Origin of the sequence: Streptomyces sp. NPDC050121 (genome assembly GCF_044460385.1) — a bacterium.
In the GTDB taxonomy this organism is placed as follows: domain Bacteria; phylum Actinomycetota; class Actinomycetes; order Streptomycetales; family Streptomycetaceae; genus Streptomyces; species Streptomyces soliscabiei.
On the sequence record NZ_JBITJV010000019.1, the window covers coordinates 148613 to 164538 of the forward strand.

Consider the following 15926-nt stretch of genomic DNA (forward strand, 5'->3'; position numbering starts at 1 on the left):
ATGGGGATGACGGACGGCACGCGGGAAATGTGACACACGCAGGTCAGAACCGGTCCCGGTCAGGACCGGTCCCGGTCAGGACCACTCCCGTCCGTTCCTGCCCCGCTTCGTCTCCGAGCGCTGCTTCTTCTCGCGCAGCCGGCGTTCGTTGATCCCGCGCGGGATGCGGGTGGGCCGGCGCGGCTTGGGCGGCGGGGCGGTGGCCTCGGCGAGGAGCGCGGCGAGGCGTACGGCGGCGGTCTCGCGGTTGCGCCACTGCGAGCGGTGCTCGGAGGCGCGGACGGTGACGACGCCGTCGACGAGCCGCCCGGCCAGCCGCTGGAGCGCCCGTGCCTTCCACACCTCGGGCAGCGCCTCGGTGCGCGCGAGGTCGAAGCGGAGCTCCACCTGCGAGTCACTGGTGTTGACGTGCTGCCCGCCCGGCCCCGAAGACCGCGAGAAACGCCACATGAGCTCGGCCTCGGGAAGCGAGACGGAGCCGCGGACGACATAGGGACCAGACATGCCCACCATGTTCCCGCCCCGGCCCGGCGCGAGTCACGCGATTATCCCTTCGGACTCCCTTCGGACTCCCTCCCGACTCCCTTCACGTCCCCGGGTAAAGAAAGTAAAGAAACCCGGTGTCGTGGGGAACCTTGAGCACCCTTCGCTGCGTTCATAGGGATAGCTGTAGCTTCGTGCCCGTACGAAGCCCCGTACGAAGCCGTACGCAACGAGGGAAGGACTCCCAACCATGGCTGTAAGCCTGTCCAAGGGTGGCAACGTCTCGCTCACCAAGGAGGCTCCGGGCCTGACCGCCGTCACCGTGGGCCTCGGCTGGGACGTCCGCACCACCACCGGCACGGACTTCGACCTCGACGCCTCCGCGATCGCGGTCAACCCCCAGGGCAAGGTCTACTCCGACGGTCACTTCGTCTTCTTCAACAACAAGCAGACGCCGGACCAGACCATCGTCCACACCGGCGACAACCGCACTGGCGAGGGCGCGGGCGACGACGAGGCGATCAACGTCAACCTGGCCGGCCTCCCGGCCGACATCGACAAGATCGTCTTCCCGGTCTCGATCTACGACGCGGAGAACCGCTCGCAGAACTTCGGCCAGGTCCGCAACGCCTACATCCGCATCGTCAACCAGGCCGGCGGCGCCGAGATCGCCCGCTACGACCTCTCGGAGGACGCGGCGACCGAGACCGCCATGGTCTTCGGCGAGCTCTACCGCAACGGCGCGGAGTGGAAGTTCCGCGCGGTCGGCCAGGGCTACGCCTCGGGCCTGGTCGGCATCGCCCAGGACTTCGGCGTCAACGTCTGAGCCACCCGGGCGTCACAGGACGTTCGAATATCTGAGGCATCCCAGGCAACCTCACCGGACCGCCCGCCCTCTCCCTAGAGGGCGGGCGGTTCGCGTTTGACCAGCGGTTTGACCAGCCGCTTGACGGTCACGGCCCCTGACTCGCAGTGCAGCAGAGGGTTTTGACAGTCCACACGACCGTGCGAACAAGTGAACAGCGCGTGTGCGGATCGTGTGCCGGTGCCAGGGGGGCCTGTTCCGCATGTCCGACGTCAGAAAGTCCGTCGTCAGCAAGGCCGGCAAGTCCGGCGTCAGTGAGTCCGGCAAGTCCGGCGTCAGCGAGTCCGGCAAGTCCGGCGTCAGCGAGTCCGGCGTCAGTCGTCGCAGGGCCATCGGCACGCTCGGGGCAGGGGCGGTGACCGTCACCGGGCTCGGGGCGGCGTACGCGTACCGCGAAGCGCCCGCGGGGTCCCCGCCCTCGTCCCCGCCGCCGGTCCGCAAGGCGACCGCCACGGGCGCCAACCCGGTGGCGAGCGAGAACGCGCACGCGGGAACAGCGGGCTGGAACGTTCCTCCGGAGGACCGCCTCAGCACCAAGGACCGCGTGGGACAGATCCAGGGCTACGCCTCGACGACGTCCGTCGCCCCCGGTGAGCCGATCACCTTCCACGTGTCCGTACGGACACCGCAGCCCTTCCGCATCGCCGTCTACCGCCTCGGCCACTACGACGGCGCCGGCGGCCGTCTGATGACCACCGGCCCGCGGCTCACCGGCTCCCGGCAGCCCACCCCCGTCCCGCACCCCGGCACCGGGGCCATCGTGTGCGACTGGCGCCCGTCCTGGACGCACCGCGTCCCCACGACCTGGGTGTCGGGCGTGTACATGGCTGTCTTCCAGGCCGAGGACGGCCACCGCAGCTGCACGCCGTTCGTCGTCCGCGAGCCGAACCGCGCGGCGGACCTCCTGGTGGTCCTCCCCTTCACCACCTACCAGGCCTACAACCAGTGGCCGCTGGACGGCCGCACCGGCAAGAACCTCTACAAGGGCTACGCCCGCCCCGGGGTCGTCGGGAACAACGCCCACCGCGCGTTCCACGTGTCGTTCGACCGCCCCTACTCCGACCACGGACTTCCCCGGTGGGCCGAGTTGGACCTCGCGTTCACGCGCTGGGTGGAGGCCGGCGGCCACGACGTGACGTACGCGACGAGCGTCGACCTGCACGAGGGCCGGATCGACCCGGAGCGCTACACGGCGATGATCTTCCCCGGCCATGACGAGTACTGGTCGAAGCCGATGCGGGACACCGTGGAGAAGGCGGTGGACGCCGGCACGCACCTCGCCTTCCTGGCGGCCAACAACATCTACTTCCACGTACGGCTCACCGACGCGCCCGACGGCACGCCGGCCCGCACCGTCGCCTGCTACAAGCAGACCGAGGACCCCGCACCCGACGCCAGCGGCCCCACTGAGCGCTGGCGCGACCTGAAGGACGAGCACGGCGAGAAGCGCGGGCGCGCGGAACAGGGCCTGCTGGGCGTCCAGTACAACGGCATCCTGTCCGAACCCGCGCCCCTGGTCGTCCGCGAGCCGGGCCACTGGTTCTGGGCGGGCACCGGGCTCAAGGACGGCGAGGAGATACCCGGCCTCGTGGGCGGCGAGGCCGACGGCTACGACGACAGGATGCCCTCCCCCGAGGGCGCCGAGCGCACCCTTCTCTCGGAGTCCCCCTACGGCGATTCCTTCGGCAAGGGCGGCGGCCGCGGGCGGCGCATCCAGAACACCAGCCTGTGCGAACACGAGGACGGCACCCTCGTCTTCACCGCCGGCACCTTCCTCTGGCCCCTCGCCCTCCACGACCCGGCCCACCACGACCCCCGCGTCGAACGCGCGACCCGCAACCTCATCGATCGGATGCTGAGCTCGCGCGTACAGGTCAGCGTCTGATCGGTCGCGGTCTGAACCGTCACCTCCTCCGCGTGTCGCCGTGACCGGCGGGGCACGGCGGTTCCGGCGCCGCACGGTTGGGGGAGCAGGTGACCAGGGCCAGGGAGAGGTACGCGGGCCGTTCGAGGTAGAACCCGAGCGAGACGTCACCACCCTGCCCCAGCTCACTCACCGTGAAACACCGGCGTAACACTAGTGGTGCCAAGCTCGCCCGCCCGTGTTGTGGATGAACCGCTGCAGCACCTTGAGGGTGATCAGGTACTCCTCGTCGGAGATGTCCGCGTGCCGTTCCGCCCAGAGCTCGCCCTGAAGGGCCGCGGCCTTGCCGTAGAACGCCCTGCCCTCAGCCGTGATGCCCAGGCGTCCCTCGGCATCCTCGGTGATCCAGCCCTGGGCGATGATCGTATCGATCTCCGACTCCATGGATTCCGGGCCGACGTCGAGGTAGTCCCGAAGGAGGCGGGACACTTCGTCACGGGTCTTGACGGTGTCGGCGCTTGCCACCTGCGCGAGGGCCCACCACTGCGGTTGAGTGGTGCCGATCCCGGCGAGGGCGGCCCGAGTGCGGTCGATGACGGCCTTATAGGCCGCCCAGCTCCAGTAGCCGATGGGCTGCTTGATCAGGTCTGTGTCGCTGTGCGAGTACTCCATGACCGGGATCCCTGCCGTTGTCTGAATCGGTTCGACGAGATCGACCATAAAAACTCAACTGGACTTGAGGTCAAGGGTGTACCGGTCGACTCGTCCGAGAGATCGCCTACTCGCCACTCACCGTGAAACCACCGGCTGTAGTACTGGCCGGACTCATTTTCGGATGGGAGGCGCCCCAGTGCACCGCTGAAGCACCGGCGCCCCTCGATGACGAAGCGCTCCAGTCCTACTTCCAGGCCATTCAGGACGGAGCACGACTACCTCAAGGGTCGGCGCGAGATTCTCGAAGGCCTCTTCCACCAGCACATGCCCCACATCGAGGTGCCGGAGTACGAGCCCTGGTATCCGCCCTTCGAGAGCGTACCCAGGTAGGACGGCAGGGCTTTCAAGGTTGAGGGGTCCGGCGCTCACGCCCCCAGGCCGCCAGTGGTTCGAGTGCGGTGTTGAGGCAGACGCCGTTCTCGGTCAGGGAGTACTCGACTCGGGGCGGCACCTCGTCGTAGGACGCGCGGTGGACGATGCCGTCGGCTTCCATCTCGCGCAGGTGGGAGGCGAGCACCTTCTCGGTGACGCCGGGGAGCAGTCGGCGCAGTTCGCCGAATCGGCGGTGGGGCTGCTCGTGAAGCGCCCAGAGGATCAGCACCTTCCATTTCCCGCCGATCACCTCCATCGCGGCGTCGATCCCGCAGACGTGTCCGTCCGGTGCACCCGGCCGGTTCAGCGTCGTCATGACCCATCCTCCTGACCTGTTCGCTTGCCCCGGGGTAACCGCCTACCGGGAAGTGCGTACTTGATCGCCTTCAGGCCTCCGGCCAGCCTAACCGGCATGCCACTCACCCCAGTTGAGAAGAACTCCCTCGTCGAGAAAACACCCGTCACGTTGCTGGGCCTCGGCGCGATGGGCGCCGCACTGGCCCGTGCCTGGCTCGCCGCCGGTCACCCGATCACGGTCTGGAACCGCACCTCTGCCCGCGCCGCAGCACTCGCCCCCGAGGGCGCGCGAGTCGCGCAGAGCGTCGCCGAGGCAGTCACCGCGAGCACCCTCGTCGTCGTCTGCCTGCTGGACGACGCCTCGGTCGACGAGGCTCTGACCGGCGCCGACCTGGCCGGCAAGGACTTGGTCAACCTCACCACGAGCACCCCCGCCCAGGCCCGCGCCCGCGCGCAGTGGGCCCGCACGTGCGGCGCCCGCTACCTGGACGGCGGGATCATGGCCGTACCGCCGATGATCGGTGTCCCCGAGGCCGGCGGATACGTCTTCTACAGCGGCTCCCGGGACGCGTTCGAGCAGCACCGGCAGACCCTGGACGTCCCGGCCCGCACCGCCTACGTCGGCGAGAACGCGGGCTTCGCGGCACTGCACGACGTGGCCCTGCTCAGCGCCATGTACGGGATGTTCGCCGGCGTCGCCCACGCCTTCGCCCTGATCCGCAAGGAGGACATCGACCCCGCGACGCTCGCCCCGCTGCTCGCCGACTGGCTCGTCGCGATGGCCCCGACGGTCCATCGGACCGCCGAGCAGTTGCGCAGCGGCGACTACACCAACGGCGTGGTGTCGGGTCTCGCCATGCAGGTGGCCGGAACGCCGACGTTCCTGAGAACCGCGGAACAACAGGGCGTCAGTCCCGAACTCCTCAGCCCCTACTTCGCCCTGATGCGCCGCCGCCTGGCCGAAAGCAGCGGCGAGGAGGATCTGACCGGCGTGATCGACCTGTTGGTGCGCTGAACGGCAGGATCCACGAGCAGGGCAGGGGCTAGCCTGCGGCCATGCGCCTCGACCCCCTCCCCCTCACCCCCGACCACGACATCCCCGGCCTCCTCCTCACCGAACTCGCCGCTCTCTACGCCTCCCAGCACGAGTTCCAGGCGCTCAGCGGTGACTTTCCCGACGCCGACGACATCCGTCCGGAGCAGGTGGCGGCGGCGCTCGCGGAGGAGTTGGCGAATCCGGACGTCGAGGTGCTGCTCGCACGGAGCCAAGGGCGACTGGTCGGGGTGGTGATCACGCTGGCCCGGCATCCCGACCCCGCCGATCCCGACCCCTGGATCGGGTTGCTGATCGTCGACGCGGGGGTGCAGGGGCAGGGGGTCGGGCGGCGGATCGTCGAACGGGTCGAGGAGCGGTTCCGGGCGCAGGGCCGCAGCGCCGTGCGGCTTGCCGTGCTCGACGTCAATATCAAGGGGCTCGCCTTCTGGACCGCCCTCGGATACGAGGTCATCGGGCATCGCGCCGATCTCCAACTCGGGCGGCCCTGCGCCGTGTTGCGCAAGCCGCTCAGCAAGGACCGCCTTGCCGGACGCGTCGCCGTCGTCGACCCCGGCGGGGCCGTTCTGCTCTTCCAGTACTACAACGTCGAGGACGGCTTCCACTGGGCGCTGCCCGGGGGCGGGTTGGAGGAAGGGGAGTCGCCGCGCGAGGGCGCCCTGCGTGAGCTGCGCGAGGAGACCGGGTGGACGGATCTGGAGCCCGGGCCCCTGCTGTGCACCTGGGCGCACGAGTTCACCCGCGTCGGCATCCTCGTCCGGCAGCACGATCACATCTTCGTCACCGCCGGTCCGCGCCGCGAACCCACCGGCTCCGACCTCGCGGCCGCCCACGCCACGGACGGCATCCTCGGCTGGCGCTGGTGGAGCCGGGAAGAGCTGCGCACGGCCGCCGAGCCGGTGTGGCCGCCCGATCTCGGGCGGCTGCTGGAGCAGTGGGAGACGGGTGCCCTCCGGGCGTGAGCCGGGCTTGAGTCGGGCGTGAGCCGGGCGTGAGCCGGGCGTGAGCCGGGCGTGAGCCGGGCGTGAGCCGGGCGTGAGCCGGGCGTGAGCCGGGCGTGAGCCGGGCGTCTCCTCTCCCCCCTTCGCCCTCCCTCACGGGCGGGCCGGCTTGCCCTTCCCGTGCAGCCAGTCCGTCCAGATCTCGTCGAAGTCCGTGTCCGGCGCCGCCTTTTCGACGTAGGCCGTGAACGCGTCCGTGTCCGCGTTGCCGTGGCGGTGGGCGGCCGCCCAGCCCTGGACGATGTCGTAGAAGACGTCGTCGTCGCCGACGGCCTGGCGGATGCGGTGGATCACCATCGCGCCGCGCTGGTACACGGTGTCCTCGTCGGAGATGTGGGCGGCGCTCGTGGGCTTCGCGGGCGGGACGGCCCACAGGTCCTCGTAGTCGTCCTCGCCGTGGTCGTACAGCTCCGTGAACGTCTCCTCGGCCGTGGCGCCGCCGTCTTCCTCCGTCCACAGCCACTCGGCGTAGGTCGCGAAACCCTCGTTGAGCCACATGTCCTGCCAGCTCTTCGGGGTTACGGAGTCGCCGAACCACTGGTGGGCGGTCTCGTGGACGAGCAACTCGATGGCGGGGGCGCCGTTGAAGACGGGGCGGTTCTGGGTCTCCAGGGCGTAGTCGGCGTCCTCGGGGCGGTCGACGATCGCGCCGGTGGAGGAGAAGGGGTACGGGCCGAAGCTGTCCTGCGCCCACTTCATGACCTCGGGGAGCCGGGCGAGCACCTTGCGGCTCGCGGCCGTCTGCGTCGGGTCGACCGCGACGTAAACCGGCAGCTCGTCCTCCTCCGGTGAGGAACCGGGGACGGTGGAGCGGGTGATGGTGTAGCGGCCGATCGCGAGGGTCGCCACGTAGCTCGCCATCGGCTCCGCGGTGTGCCAGGCGAAGGTTCGGCGGCCGTCCGCCGTCGTCCGCTCGCTCCTCAGCTCGCCGTTGGAGACGGCCGTCAGGTCCTTCGGAACGGTCACCGTGACGTCGTACGACGCCTTGTCCGCGGGGTGGTGGTTGCCGGGGAACCAGGCCATGGAGCCCGTCGGTTCGCCGAGGGCGAGGGCGCCGTCCGCGGTGCGCAGCCAGCCCTCCTTCGAACCGTCCGGGTCGGTGATCGTGCGCGGGCTGCCGGAGTAGCGGACCTGGACCTGGAAGGTCTCGCCCTCGGCGAGTGCGTCGGCCGGGCGGACGGTCAGCTCCTCGCCGTCCCGCTCGTACTCGGCCGTGCCGCCCTCGACGGTCACCTTCTCGACCTCCATGCCCGCCAGGTCCAGGTCGAAGGCGGCGAGGTCCTCCGTCGCGCGGGCCGTGATGGCGGCGGTGCCGGTGAGGCGGTTGCCGTCGGGGGTGTAGGCGAGGGTGAGGCCGTAGTGGAAGACGTCGTAGCCGCCGTTGCCCGCCTTCGGGAAGTACGGGTCGCTCAGGCCCGGCGCGCCTGACGGGCCCTCGGTGTCCGCGTCGTCGTCGCACGCGGTCAAGGCGAAGGTCAGGGTCAGGGCCACGGCCAGTAACGCAGCGGTCGGTACAAGGCGTACGGATCGGGACATGTCAGCGATCTTATGGGGACGGCCGGGCCGGGCGCGGGGAATGTCGGGCCGGGCACCGGAGCCGTCGGGCCACGCAGCGGGATCGTCGGGCCGCGTCCCGGAGCCGTCGGCCCCAGGCACCGCGATCGTCGGCCCAGGCACCGGAGCCGTCGGGTGGGTGCGGGGGCGTGACACCATCGCCTACGTGCTCGACATCGGCTACGCCCTCTCCAACCGTTTCCCGGACCCGCCGCAGACGGACTACCGCCGCGCGGACGTCCACGCCCTGCGCCACGACCTGTTCTGCGGCGACGTCTACCTCGCCGACACCAAGGCCGACCGCGAGGTGTCCACAGCCTGGGGATGGGTGCCGGTGCTGGACTTCGCGTGGGCGCTGTGCGACATCGTCGAGCGGATCGACCAGGACCCTGCCGGTTCCCGTGCCTCCCGCCCCCAGTACGCCGAACTGGACTTCACCGAGTCCACCGACCGCATGCTGTTCGAGCGCCGCTTCGGCTGGGTGGACATCGAGGCCGACTGGATGCCGGCGGAGGAGCCCCCGCTCACCTTCTCCCACGCCGAACTCCGCCGCGAGGCACGCGACTTCCTGCACGACCTCCTCGCCGACCTGATCGACCTGCACGAGGACCTGGGCGAGAACCCGGCGATCTGGACACTGCAGGCACGCTTCCCCCGCCTCAAGTAGCCCCCCGGCCCCGGGTGCCCGCCCCTCTCCCCGGCCTCCGGCTCCCGACCGCCAGCCCCCGGCCTCCGACTCCCGACCGCCGACCGTCAGCCCCCGGCCTCCGGCTCCCGACCGCCGACCGCCGACCGCCAGCCGCCGACTCCCATCTGCCGACCGCCAGCCCCCCGAGCGCCAACCGCCGGCCGCCCACCCCGAGCAGTCCCCGGTGCCTTACGCCAGCCCTCTCAGCCCTCCACTCTGATCCCCAGCTCCGCCGCCAACACCGGTGCCAGGTCCAGCAGTTGGGACGCGTTGATCACCGCGCCCCGCAGGCGGTCCACGCCGCCCGCGAGGCCCAGTTCCGCGGCGCCGCGCAGGTCCACGTCCGTCAAGGTCGCGGCGGTGAAGTCGGCCGCCTTCAGGGCGCAGTCGACGAACTCGACGCGCTCCAGGCGGGCGCCGCCGAAGTCCGGTTCGACCAGGACGCAGCCCTCGAAGACGACGTCCCGCAGCCGCGCCTGCCGCAGGTTCAGGTAGTCGATCTTGCCGCCGCGGATCACGACCCGTTCCAGGACGGCACCGTACAACTGGGTGCCGCCCAGGCGGGCGTCGACCAGCTCGACGTCGCGCAGGGTGGCCTCCGCCAGGTCCGTGCCGACGCCCCGTACGCCGGTGAGGACCGAGTCGAGGAACCGGCTGTGACGCAGCCGGGTCTCGTCCAGCGCGCAGCCTCTCAGGGCGCAGTCCATGAAGCGGGCGCCCGCGCCGTCCTGCCCGGCGAGGTCCAGCTCGCCGAACTCCACGCCGTCGTAGTCCCCCTCGGGCTCCAGCTCGCCGCCCCCGTACGGCTCCAGCGCCGGCAGCCGCAGCTCGGGACGCCGCGCGCCCTTCACCGCCCCGGCCCCGCTCGTCCCACTCGTCCCGCCGGTCCTGCCGGCCCGTGTCCTCGCCATGTCCCCCATGCTGCACCCCACCACTGACAATCCCCCACAGCCCCTCATCCCCTGCCCACTGCCCACCGCCCCCTTGACCTCAACCAACCTTGAGGTTGAAGGCTGGAGCCACTCCGACCACCACCCACCACCCACCACCCACCCACCACCCACCACCCACCACCCAACCCACACCCAGGCCCGCGACACCCACCGGGGGACCCGCATGTACGCCATCCGCCTCCACGCCTTCGGCCCCGCCGAGAACCTCCTCCTCGAGGAGGTCGACGACCCCGTGCCCGGCCCCGGCCAGGTCCGGGTCGCCGTCGAGGCCGCAGGCGTCCACCTCCTGGACACCGCCCTGCGCGAGGGCCTGCGGGGCGGCCCCGCCCCCGTGCCGACGACGCTGCCCACGATCCCCGGCCGCGAGGTCGCCGGCGTCGTCGAGGCGCTCGGCGAGGGAGCGCCCGGCACCTGGCTCGGCAAGCGCGTCGTCGCCCATCTCGGCTTCGCGCCCGGAGGGTACGCGGAGCTCGCCGTCACCGACGTCGACCGCCTCCACGAGATCCCGGCGAACCTGGACGCCGCCCAGGCCGTCGCGATGATCGGCACGGGCCGGACCGCGCTGGGGATCCTGCAGTTCGCCGAGCTCGGACCCGACTCCGTCGCCGTGGTGCCGGCGGCCGCCGGCGGCATCGGCACGCTCCTCGTGCGGTACGCGAAGAACGCGGGCGCGACCGTCGTCGGACTGGCCGGGGGACCCCGCAAGACAGCCCAGGTCGCGGCCAACGGCGCCGACCTCGCCGTCGACTACACGGACACCACCTGGCCCGCCAAGGTCCGAGCCCACCTGGGCGGCCGGGCCGCCACGGTCGTCTTCGACGGGGTGGGCGGGGAGGTCGCCCGCGAGGCCGTCGCCCTCCTCGGCCCCGACGCTCCCCTGGGCGCCCACCTCGTCTTCGGCTGGTCGGCGGAGGGCATCCGCCACGGAAAGGGCCACTTCGTCGAGGGCGTCTCCCAGTCGGTCCTCGGGCCCGTGATGATCGAGAAGGCCGGCGGTCTCCGCGCCCTCGAACTGCGCGCCCTCGCCGAAGCCGCCGCCGGCCGGCTCACCCCGGCCGTGCAGGCGTTCCCGCTCGCCGAGGCGGCCGCCGCACACCGCGCCCTGGAGTCGCGCGGAACCACCGGGAAGGTGGTGCTGATGCCGTGACCACGGGGGATGCATTACGCCACGATTCGTGGTCTTCTGGGCTGATGAGTGGCACCCATACAGGTGAACCCTCGACGGAACCGGACCCGGAACCGGAGTCGCAGCCGGAGCCGCAGCAGCCGGACCCCCACCGCTGGTGGGGTCTGGTGATCATCGCGCTCGCCCAGCTGATGGTCGTCCTGGACGTGACGATCGTGAACATCGCGCTCCCCTCCGCCCAGCGCGACCTGGGCATGTCCGACGGCACCCGCCAGTGGGTCATCACCGCCTACACCCTCGCCTTCGGCGGCCTGCTGCTGCTGGGCGGCCGCATCGCCGACCTGGTGGGCCGCAAACGCACCTTCGTCATCGGGCTGATCGGCTTCGCCGCCGCCTCGGCGCTCGGCGGCGCGGCCGTCAGCCCCGGGATGCTGTTCGGCGCCCGCGCCCTCCAGGGCGCCTTCGCCGCCGTACTCGCCCCGTCGGCGCTGTCGCTGCTGACGACGACGTTCACCGACCCCAAGGAACGCGGCAAGGCGTTCGGCATCTACGGCGCCCTGGCCGGCAGCGGCTCGGCGATCGGGTTCATCGTCGGCGGGCTGCTCACCGAGTACCTGAACTGGCGCTGGTGCCTGTACGTCAACGTGCCCATCGCGATCGTCGCCGTGTTCGGCGCGTCCGCCCTGCTGCACAGCCGTCCCGGCCACCCGGGCGCCCGCCTCGACGTACCCGGTGTGCTGCTGGGCTGCGGCGGCCTGGTCGCGATCGTCTACGGCTTCAGCGAGGCCGAGCCGCGCGGCTGGAGCGACCCGTTCGTGCTGTCCCTGTTCGCGGTCGGAGTGGTCCTGCTCACGGCCTTCGTGTGGTGGCAGACCAGGGCTCCCAGCCCCCTTCTCCCCCTGCACATCGTCAAGGACCGCAACCGCGCGGGCTGCTTCCTGACCATGGGGCTGGCCGTCATCGGCATGTTCGGCCTGTTCCTGTTCATGACCTACTACCTACAGGTCGTCCTCGGTTACTCCCCCGTGAGGACCGGCCTCGCCTTCCTCCCCCTCACCCTCGCGATCATCATCGGCTCCACCCAGATCTCGGCCCGGCTGATGAACCGCGTGCCGCCGCGCATGCTGATGGTCCCCGGCATGGTCCTCGCCTCGGGCGGCATGGTGATCCTCACCCGGATGACGGTGGACTCGGCCTACGCCACCGAGATCCTGCCCGCGCTGCTCCTGATGGGTCTCGGCATGGGCCTGACGTTCATGCCGGTCTTCTCCACGGCCACCGCCGGGGTCGCCCCGCACGACGCCGGCGTCACCTCCGCCACCGTCAACACCGCCCAGCAGGTCGGCGGCTCCATCGGCACGGCCCTGCTCAACACGATCGCCACCACCAGCAGCGCCGCCTACATCGCCGCCCATCTGACCGGCCCCGCCCGCAGGGCGCAGGTCGCGGCGGTGGGCACGGTGCACGGCTACACGGTCGCCATCTGGTGGGCCGCCGGCATCATGCTCCTGGCCGGCCTGGTCGCGGGCCTGATGGTGACGGCCAAGCCCCCGAAACACGACGTCCCGGCCCGCGAGGCCGTACCGGAGTCGGTGAACTGAACACCCGGACGCGGAAGGGGAGCAGAGAGAGGGCGGCACGACGGCCGCCCCTCTCTCTCCCTCACTCGTGACAGCAGATCACCGGCGACAGGTCACCCGGCGACCGCATGCGTCGCCGCGCTCACCGCCGCTCCGTCCTTGTGCCCCGTACGGCGCGCGGTCACCTTCACGGTGATCTTCTTGCTCTTCTGCGCCGCCTTCAGTACGAGCGACGACTTGGTCGCCCCGCTGATCGCCTTGCCGTTCGCGTACCACTGATACGTGTACGACGTCGCCGCCGGGCTCCAGGTCCCGTTGGCCGTCTTAAGCGTTCTGCCGACCTTGGCCGTGCCGCTGATCACCGGTGCCTTGGTCGCCCTGGGGGCGTCACCCGGGGCGACGGTCACCGCGACCGAGGTCGCGGACGCGCCCGTCCAGCCGCTCCTGACCGCGGTGACGGTCACGGTGAGCTTCTTGCCGAGCAGCGACGCGGGCAGGCTGTACGACGACGCGGTCGCCCCCGCGATCACCTTGCCGTCGGCCTTCCACTGGTAGGCGTACGACGTGGGCGCCGCCGACCAGTTGCCCGGCGAGGCAGTGACCTTGGCGGCCACCTTGGCCGTGCCGGTCACCTTGGGGGCTACGACGTTCGCCAGGGCGGGCGGGATCACGGTGAAGACGTCGTTCAGCAGGAACTCGACGCCGCGCCCGACCACGCTGACGCTCCAGGTGGTACCCGGGTTCACAGTGGTCAGATCGAGGGTCGCGGTCAGCGTGCGGTAGTCAGGGGACACCGACACCGTCGTGGCAATCAGCTTGGTGTTGCCGTCGCGCAGCTGGACGACGGAGTCCGGGGCGAGTGCCGTACCGGTCACCGTGAGCGTGACCTTGCGTCCGGCGGACCCGCTGTCGGGACTCACCCCGGTGGGCCTCATGTTGTCGGGGCCGCACGGCAGGGAGAAGGAGCAGGTCAGCTGAGCCCTGTAGGAGGTGCTGGACGCCTTGTCGGGAAGGCCGAGCACGAACACGGTCGGGCTGGGCCCGTAGTCGGAGTTCACGGCACACGCGTAGCCGTCGCTCCCCTGCTGGCAGCCGTTGGCCCACTTGGTGTTGTAGAGAGCGGGCACCGCCGTCGTCGTGGCGCCGGAGGTGTCCTTGATGTCGGCGGAGAACCGGTCGAAGCCGTCGGTCGGCAGTACCGCGCAGACCGCGCTGTGGGCCTCGTCGAGGGTGCCGGTGACCGGCCCGTAGCCGTACGCGACCGACGGGACCCGGGTGCACTCGGGTGCCGGACCGTCCGCGGTCGCGATGCGCAGGGCGTCCAGACGGTACTCGGGCGCGGCCTTCAGCGTGACCGGGGTCTGTACGAGCACCTGGTGGGTGGTGGAGCCGGTGACCGCACAGGAGACGTTGCGGAAGGCGCACTCCATGACGCCGTTGCCGCCCACGACGGCCGAGTTGGCCGTGCCCAGCGCGTCACGCACGTTCACGTGCAGCACGTCGGTGGCAGCGCCGGTGGTGACCTGATGGCAGGTGAGGGTGCCGGGGGCGCCGGCCACGCTCTTCAGCGACACCCCACCCACCTTGGTCGCCGCGGTCCTCGCACAGCCCGCGGAAGAGGCGGTTGCGGTGATGTCGCGCCTGGTCAAGGTGTAGGCGGCGGCCTGGTCCCGGCCGGTCACCAGCACCGTGTGGGCCTTGCCCGGGGTCAGCGAGCAGAGTGTCCAGCCGTTGGTGGTCGCCGGGCGCTCGCAGACCTTCTTGCCCGTGGAGTCCACCACCGAGAGATGGGCGGCCGCAGTCCCCGAGGTGGCGACCAACTGAAGGATCTCGGCGGCCGAGTGGGCATTCGCCGGGATGCTCAGACACTGCGAGAAGACGCCGTCGCCCGTGCCGAACGTGGCCTTCGCACCGTCGGGGGTGAAACTGCCGGAGGGCAGTACGGGGCAGTCGCCGGGGGTGTCGGTACGGTGGAAGGCGACGGCGTAGGCGCCCGTGGCGTCGTCGCCGTCGTCGTCGGTGTGCACCAGCGCCCGATAGGGCGCCGTGCCGGTGAGCGCGCAGTCGCCGCCGGCGAGCTGCTCCGCATCGCACTGCGGGGCGCCGTGGGCGTCGACGACCTCCACGTCGGCGTCAACGCCGGCCGAGGAGAGCGGGGTGAGCGCGGCGATCCGCGCGCCCTGCGGAACGGCCGGCGCGAGGCAGTCGTACTGCCCCACCGTGCTCAACTCCCCCTTGTGCAAGCCCGTCCCGGTCGCCACGCACCCGGCGTCGGACGCCCGGTCGAGGACGACCAGGCCCGCCGGAGACCCTGCGTAGGGGTAGTCGCCGTCGAGGACGGCGGTGTAGGTGCCCGCGGCCGGGATCCGGCACGGGTCGTCGGCGCCTGACCGGCACACGGTCAGCCCGGCGGCGTCGTACACCCGGACCGGTCCGGACGACCGCTCCTCGTTCACGTAGTGCACGGTGTACGGGCCCGCCGCACCGGCGGTGAACGTGTAGCAGGGGTTGGTGACGAAGTTCTGGCGCTCCAGCGGGCCATAGGGCCGGACGGGAGCGGTGATGCAGCCCTGCGGGTCGTTCAGCCGGCGCGCCTTCACCGCGAACTCGCGCGGGAAGGCCTGCTCCGGGCCCCAGACGCGGGAGATCACCCGGTAGGGGCCGTCGCCGGGCAGCACGCAGCTGTCCTCGCCGTCCTCCGGGAAGCGCTCGCAGATGCGGTCGCCGGTCGCGTCGGTGATCCAGGCGAGGGAGTCGCCGTACGTCTTCGACCCGTAGGTGAGCCGGACCCGCTCGCCACGCCGGCCCTCGAACGGCTGGCAGTCCACCTCCACGGGGCTCACGCTCGTACGGGAGACGTCCGGCTGGTCCCAGTTCGTACCGACGGGGTCCGCGCAACCCCTGGCCGAGCCGAGCGACACGAAGGCGACCGACGCGTCCTTGTTCTCCCAGTCGCTGTTGAAGACCCTCAGCGTGTACGGCCCCGCCGCGGGCACCGTGCAGACGCCGTTCGTGGCGTACGCGTCCTGACAGTCCACTTGGCTGCCGTCGGCGGCCAGCAGCTGCCTGGTCATCGCGTTGCCGTAGCCGTCCACCGCCGGCGCCAGATACGCGCCGGGCGTCTCGACGGTGACGGTGTAGCAGACGCTCGTGTCAGGTGCGACGGTCGCCTTGCCGACGGCGTCCCCCGGATCGCCGAAAGGCGCGGCGGCGAGCGGCGTGCACGCCGGGTCGACGGGATCGTCGGCCTGGGCGGGGCCCGCCGCGGTGAGGCCGAGCAGCGAGGCGAGCAGCGGGACGGCAGCTGACAGCGCGGCCGCTCGCCGCCGTCTCGCAGGCGGACAGGAATCCGTGTCGGTCATCTGAATCCCCCCT

At 71.2% G+C, this 15926-nt stretch carries 13 protein-coding genes; 7 read left to right on the forward strand and 6 right to left on the reverse strand.

Going from position 1 to position 15926, the window contains the following annotated elements; all coding sequences use genetic code 11:
• Nucleotides 1–75: 75 nt before the first annotated feature.
• Complete coding sequence (gene arfB / locus ACIBTS_RS27340) at nt 76–513, reverse strand: alternative ribosome rescue aminoacyl-tRNA hydrolase ArfB (protein ID WP_399322840.1); 438 nt, start codon at nt 511–513, stop codon at nt 76–78.
• A 220-nt stretch (nt 514–733) separates the two neighbouring features.
• On the opposite strand from arfB, the gene ACIBTS_RS27345 reads away from it, so the two are divergent.
• Entirely contained in the window at nt 734–1309 is a 576-nt protein-coding gene (locus tag ACIBTS_RS27345) for a TerD family protein (RefSeq protein ID WP_256910999.1), read from the forward strand.
• A gap of 241 nt (nt 1310–1550) precedes the next feature.
• Nucleotides 1551–3233 (forward strand): N,N-dimethylformamidase beta subunit family domain-containing protein, encoded by a 1683-nt coding sequence (locus tag ACIBTS_RS27350; RefSeq protein ID WP_399322841.1) that lies wholly within the window; start codon nt 1551–1553, stop codon nt 3231–3233.
• A 192-nt stretch (nt 3234–3425) separates the two neighbouring features.
• On the opposite strand, the gene ACIBTS_RS27355 is transcribed toward ACIBTS_RS27350, so the two are convergent.
• On the reverse strand, nt 3426–3884 hold the full coding sequence (locus ACIBTS_RS27355; RefSeq protein WP_399322842.1) for a MarR family winged helix-turn-helix transcriptional regulator: 459 nt from the start codon (nt 3882–3884) through the stop codon (nt 3426–3428).
• A gap of 385 nt (nt 3885–4269) precedes the next feature.
• Nucleotides 4270–4614: a helix-turn-helix domain-containing protein gene (locus ACIBTS_RS27360; RefSeq protein ID WP_319340687.1), complete on the reverse strand. Its 345-nt coding sequence runs from the start codon at nt 4612–4614 to the stop codon at nt 4270–4272.
• A 96-nt stretch (nt 4615–4710) separates the two neighbouring features.
• On the opposite strand from ACIBTS_RS27360, the gene ACIBTS_RS27365 reads away from it, so the two are divergent.
• Both ACIBTS_RS27365 and ACIBTS_RS27370 read left to right on the forward strand, forming a co-directional pair.
• Nucleotides 4711–5610 (forward strand): NAD(P)-dependent oxidoreductase, encoded by a 900-nt coding sequence (locus tag ACIBTS_RS27365; protein ID WP_399322844.1) that lies wholly within the window; start codon nt 4711–4713, stop codon nt 5608–5610.
• Between the two features lie 41 nt (nt 5611–5651).
• Nucleotides 5652–6611, forward strand: a complete 960-nt coding sequence (locus tag ACIBTS_RS27370) for a GNAT family N-acetyltransferase (protein WP_399322845.1) — start codon at nt 5652–5654, stop codon at nt 6609–6611.
• A 132-nt stretch (nt 6612–6743) separates the two neighbouring features.
• Here ACIBTS_RS27370 and ACIBTS_RS27375 read toward each other — a convergent pair whose 3' ends face one another.
• Nucleotides 6744–8186 (reverse strand): M1 family metallopeptidase, encoded by a 1443-nt coding sequence (locus ACIBTS_RS27375; RefSeq protein WP_399322846.1) that lies wholly within the window; start codon nt 8184–8186, stop codon nt 6744–6746.
• A gap of 184 nt (nt 8187–8370) precedes the next feature.
• On the opposite strand from ACIBTS_RS27375, the gene ACIBTS_RS27380 reads away from it, so the two are divergent.
• Nucleotides 8371–8871 (forward strand): hypothetical protein, encoded by a 501-nt coding sequence (locus ACIBTS_RS27380; RefSeq protein WP_334581276.1) that lies wholly within the window; start codon nt 8371–8373, stop codon nt 8869–8871.
• A gap of 224 nt (nt 8872–9095) precedes the next feature.
• Here the strand turns inward: ACIBTS_RS27380 and ACIBTS_RS27385 are convergent, their stop codons facing one another.
• Complete coding sequence (locus ACIBTS_RS27385; RefSeq protein WP_399322848.1) at nt 9096–9803, reverse strand: pentapeptide repeat-containing protein; 708 nt, start codon at nt 9801–9803, stop codon at nt 9096–9098.
• Between the two features lie 205 nt (nt 9804–10008).
• Here ACIBTS_RS27385 and ACIBTS_RS27390 point away from each other — a divergent pair, with 205 nt between their 5' ends.
• Both ACIBTS_RS27390 and ACIBTS_RS27395 read left to right on the forward strand, forming a co-directional pair.
• Entirely contained in the window at nt 10009–10992 is a 984-nt protein-coding gene (locus ACIBTS_RS27390; RefSeq protein ID WP_399322850.1) for a zinc-binding dehydrogenase, read from the forward strand.
• A gap of 44 nt (nt 10993–11036) precedes the next feature.
• Nucleotides 11037–12572, forward strand: a complete 1536-nt coding sequence (locus ACIBTS_RS27395; RefSeq protein WP_399322852.1) for an MFS transporter — start codon at nt 11037–11039, stop codon at nt 12570–12572.
• A gap of 92 nt (nt 12573–12664) precedes the next feature.
• Here ACIBTS_RS27395 and ACIBTS_RS27400 read toward each other — a convergent pair whose 3' ends face one another.
• Nucleotides 12665–15913 carry a Tat pathway signal protein gene (locus tag ACIBTS_RS27400; protein ID WP_399322854.1) on the reverse strand — a complete coding sequence of 1083 codons (3249 nt, stop codon included), beginning with the start codon at nt 15911–15913 and terminating at the stop codon, nt 12665–12667.
• Nucleotides 15914–15926 lie beyond the last annotated feature (13 nt).

What these genes read in the sequence shown, in the direction of transcription:
- ACIBTS_RS27370 (WP_399322845.1), top strand. Translation starts at nt 5,652, where the DNA reads ATGCGCCTCGACCCCCTCCCCCTCACCCCCGACCACGACATCCCCGGC.
- ACIBTS_RS27400 (WP_399322854.1), bottom strand. Translation starts at nt 15,913, where the DNA reads ATGACCGACACGGATTCCTGTCCGCCTGCGAGACGGCGGCGAGCGGCC.
- ACIBTS_RS27375 (WP_399322846.1), bottom strand. Translation starts at nt 8,186, where the DNA reads ATGTCCCGATCCGTACGCCTTGTACCGACCGCTGCGTTACTGGCCGTG.
- ACIBTS_RS27390 (WP_399322850.1), top strand. Translation starts at nt 10,009, where the DNA reads ATGTACGCCATCCGCCTCCACGCCTTCGGCCCCGCCGAGAACCTCCTC.
- ACIBTS_RS27360 (WP_319340687.1), bottom strand. Translation starts at nt 4,614, where the DNA reads ATGACGACGCTGAACCGGCCGGGTGCACCGGACGGACACGTCTGCGGG.
- ACIBTS_RS27365 (WP_399322844.1), top strand. Translation starts at nt 4,711, where the DNA reads ATGCCACTCACCCCAGTTGAGAAGAACTCCCTCGTCGAGAAAACACCC.
- arfB (WP_399322840.1), bottom strand. Translation starts at nt 513, where the DNA reads ATGGTGGGCATGTCTGGTCCCTATGTCGTCCGCGGCTCCGTCTCGCTT.
- ACIBTS_RS27395 (WP_399322852.1), top strand. Translation starts at nt 11,037, where the DNA reads ATGAGTGGCACCCATACAGGTGAACCCTCGACGGAACCGGACCCGGAA.
- ACIBTS_RS27345 (WP_256910999.1), top strand. Translation starts at nt 734, where the DNA reads ATGGCTGTAAGCCTGTCCAAGGGTGGCAACGTCTCGCTCACCAAGGAG.
- ACIBTS_RS27350 (WP_399322841.1), top strand. Translation starts at nt 1,551, where the DNA reads ATGTCCGACGTCAGAAAGTCCGTCGTCAGCAAGGCCGGCAAGTCCGGC.
- ACIBTS_RS27385 (WP_399322848.1), bottom strand. Translation starts at nt 9,803, where the DNA reads ATGGCGAGGACACGGGCCGGCAGGACCGGCGGGACGAGTGGGACGAGC.
- ACIBTS_RS27355 (WP_399322842.1), bottom strand. Translation starts at nt 3,884, where the DNA reads ATGGAGTACTCGCACAGCGACACAGACCTGATCAAGCAGCCCATCGGC.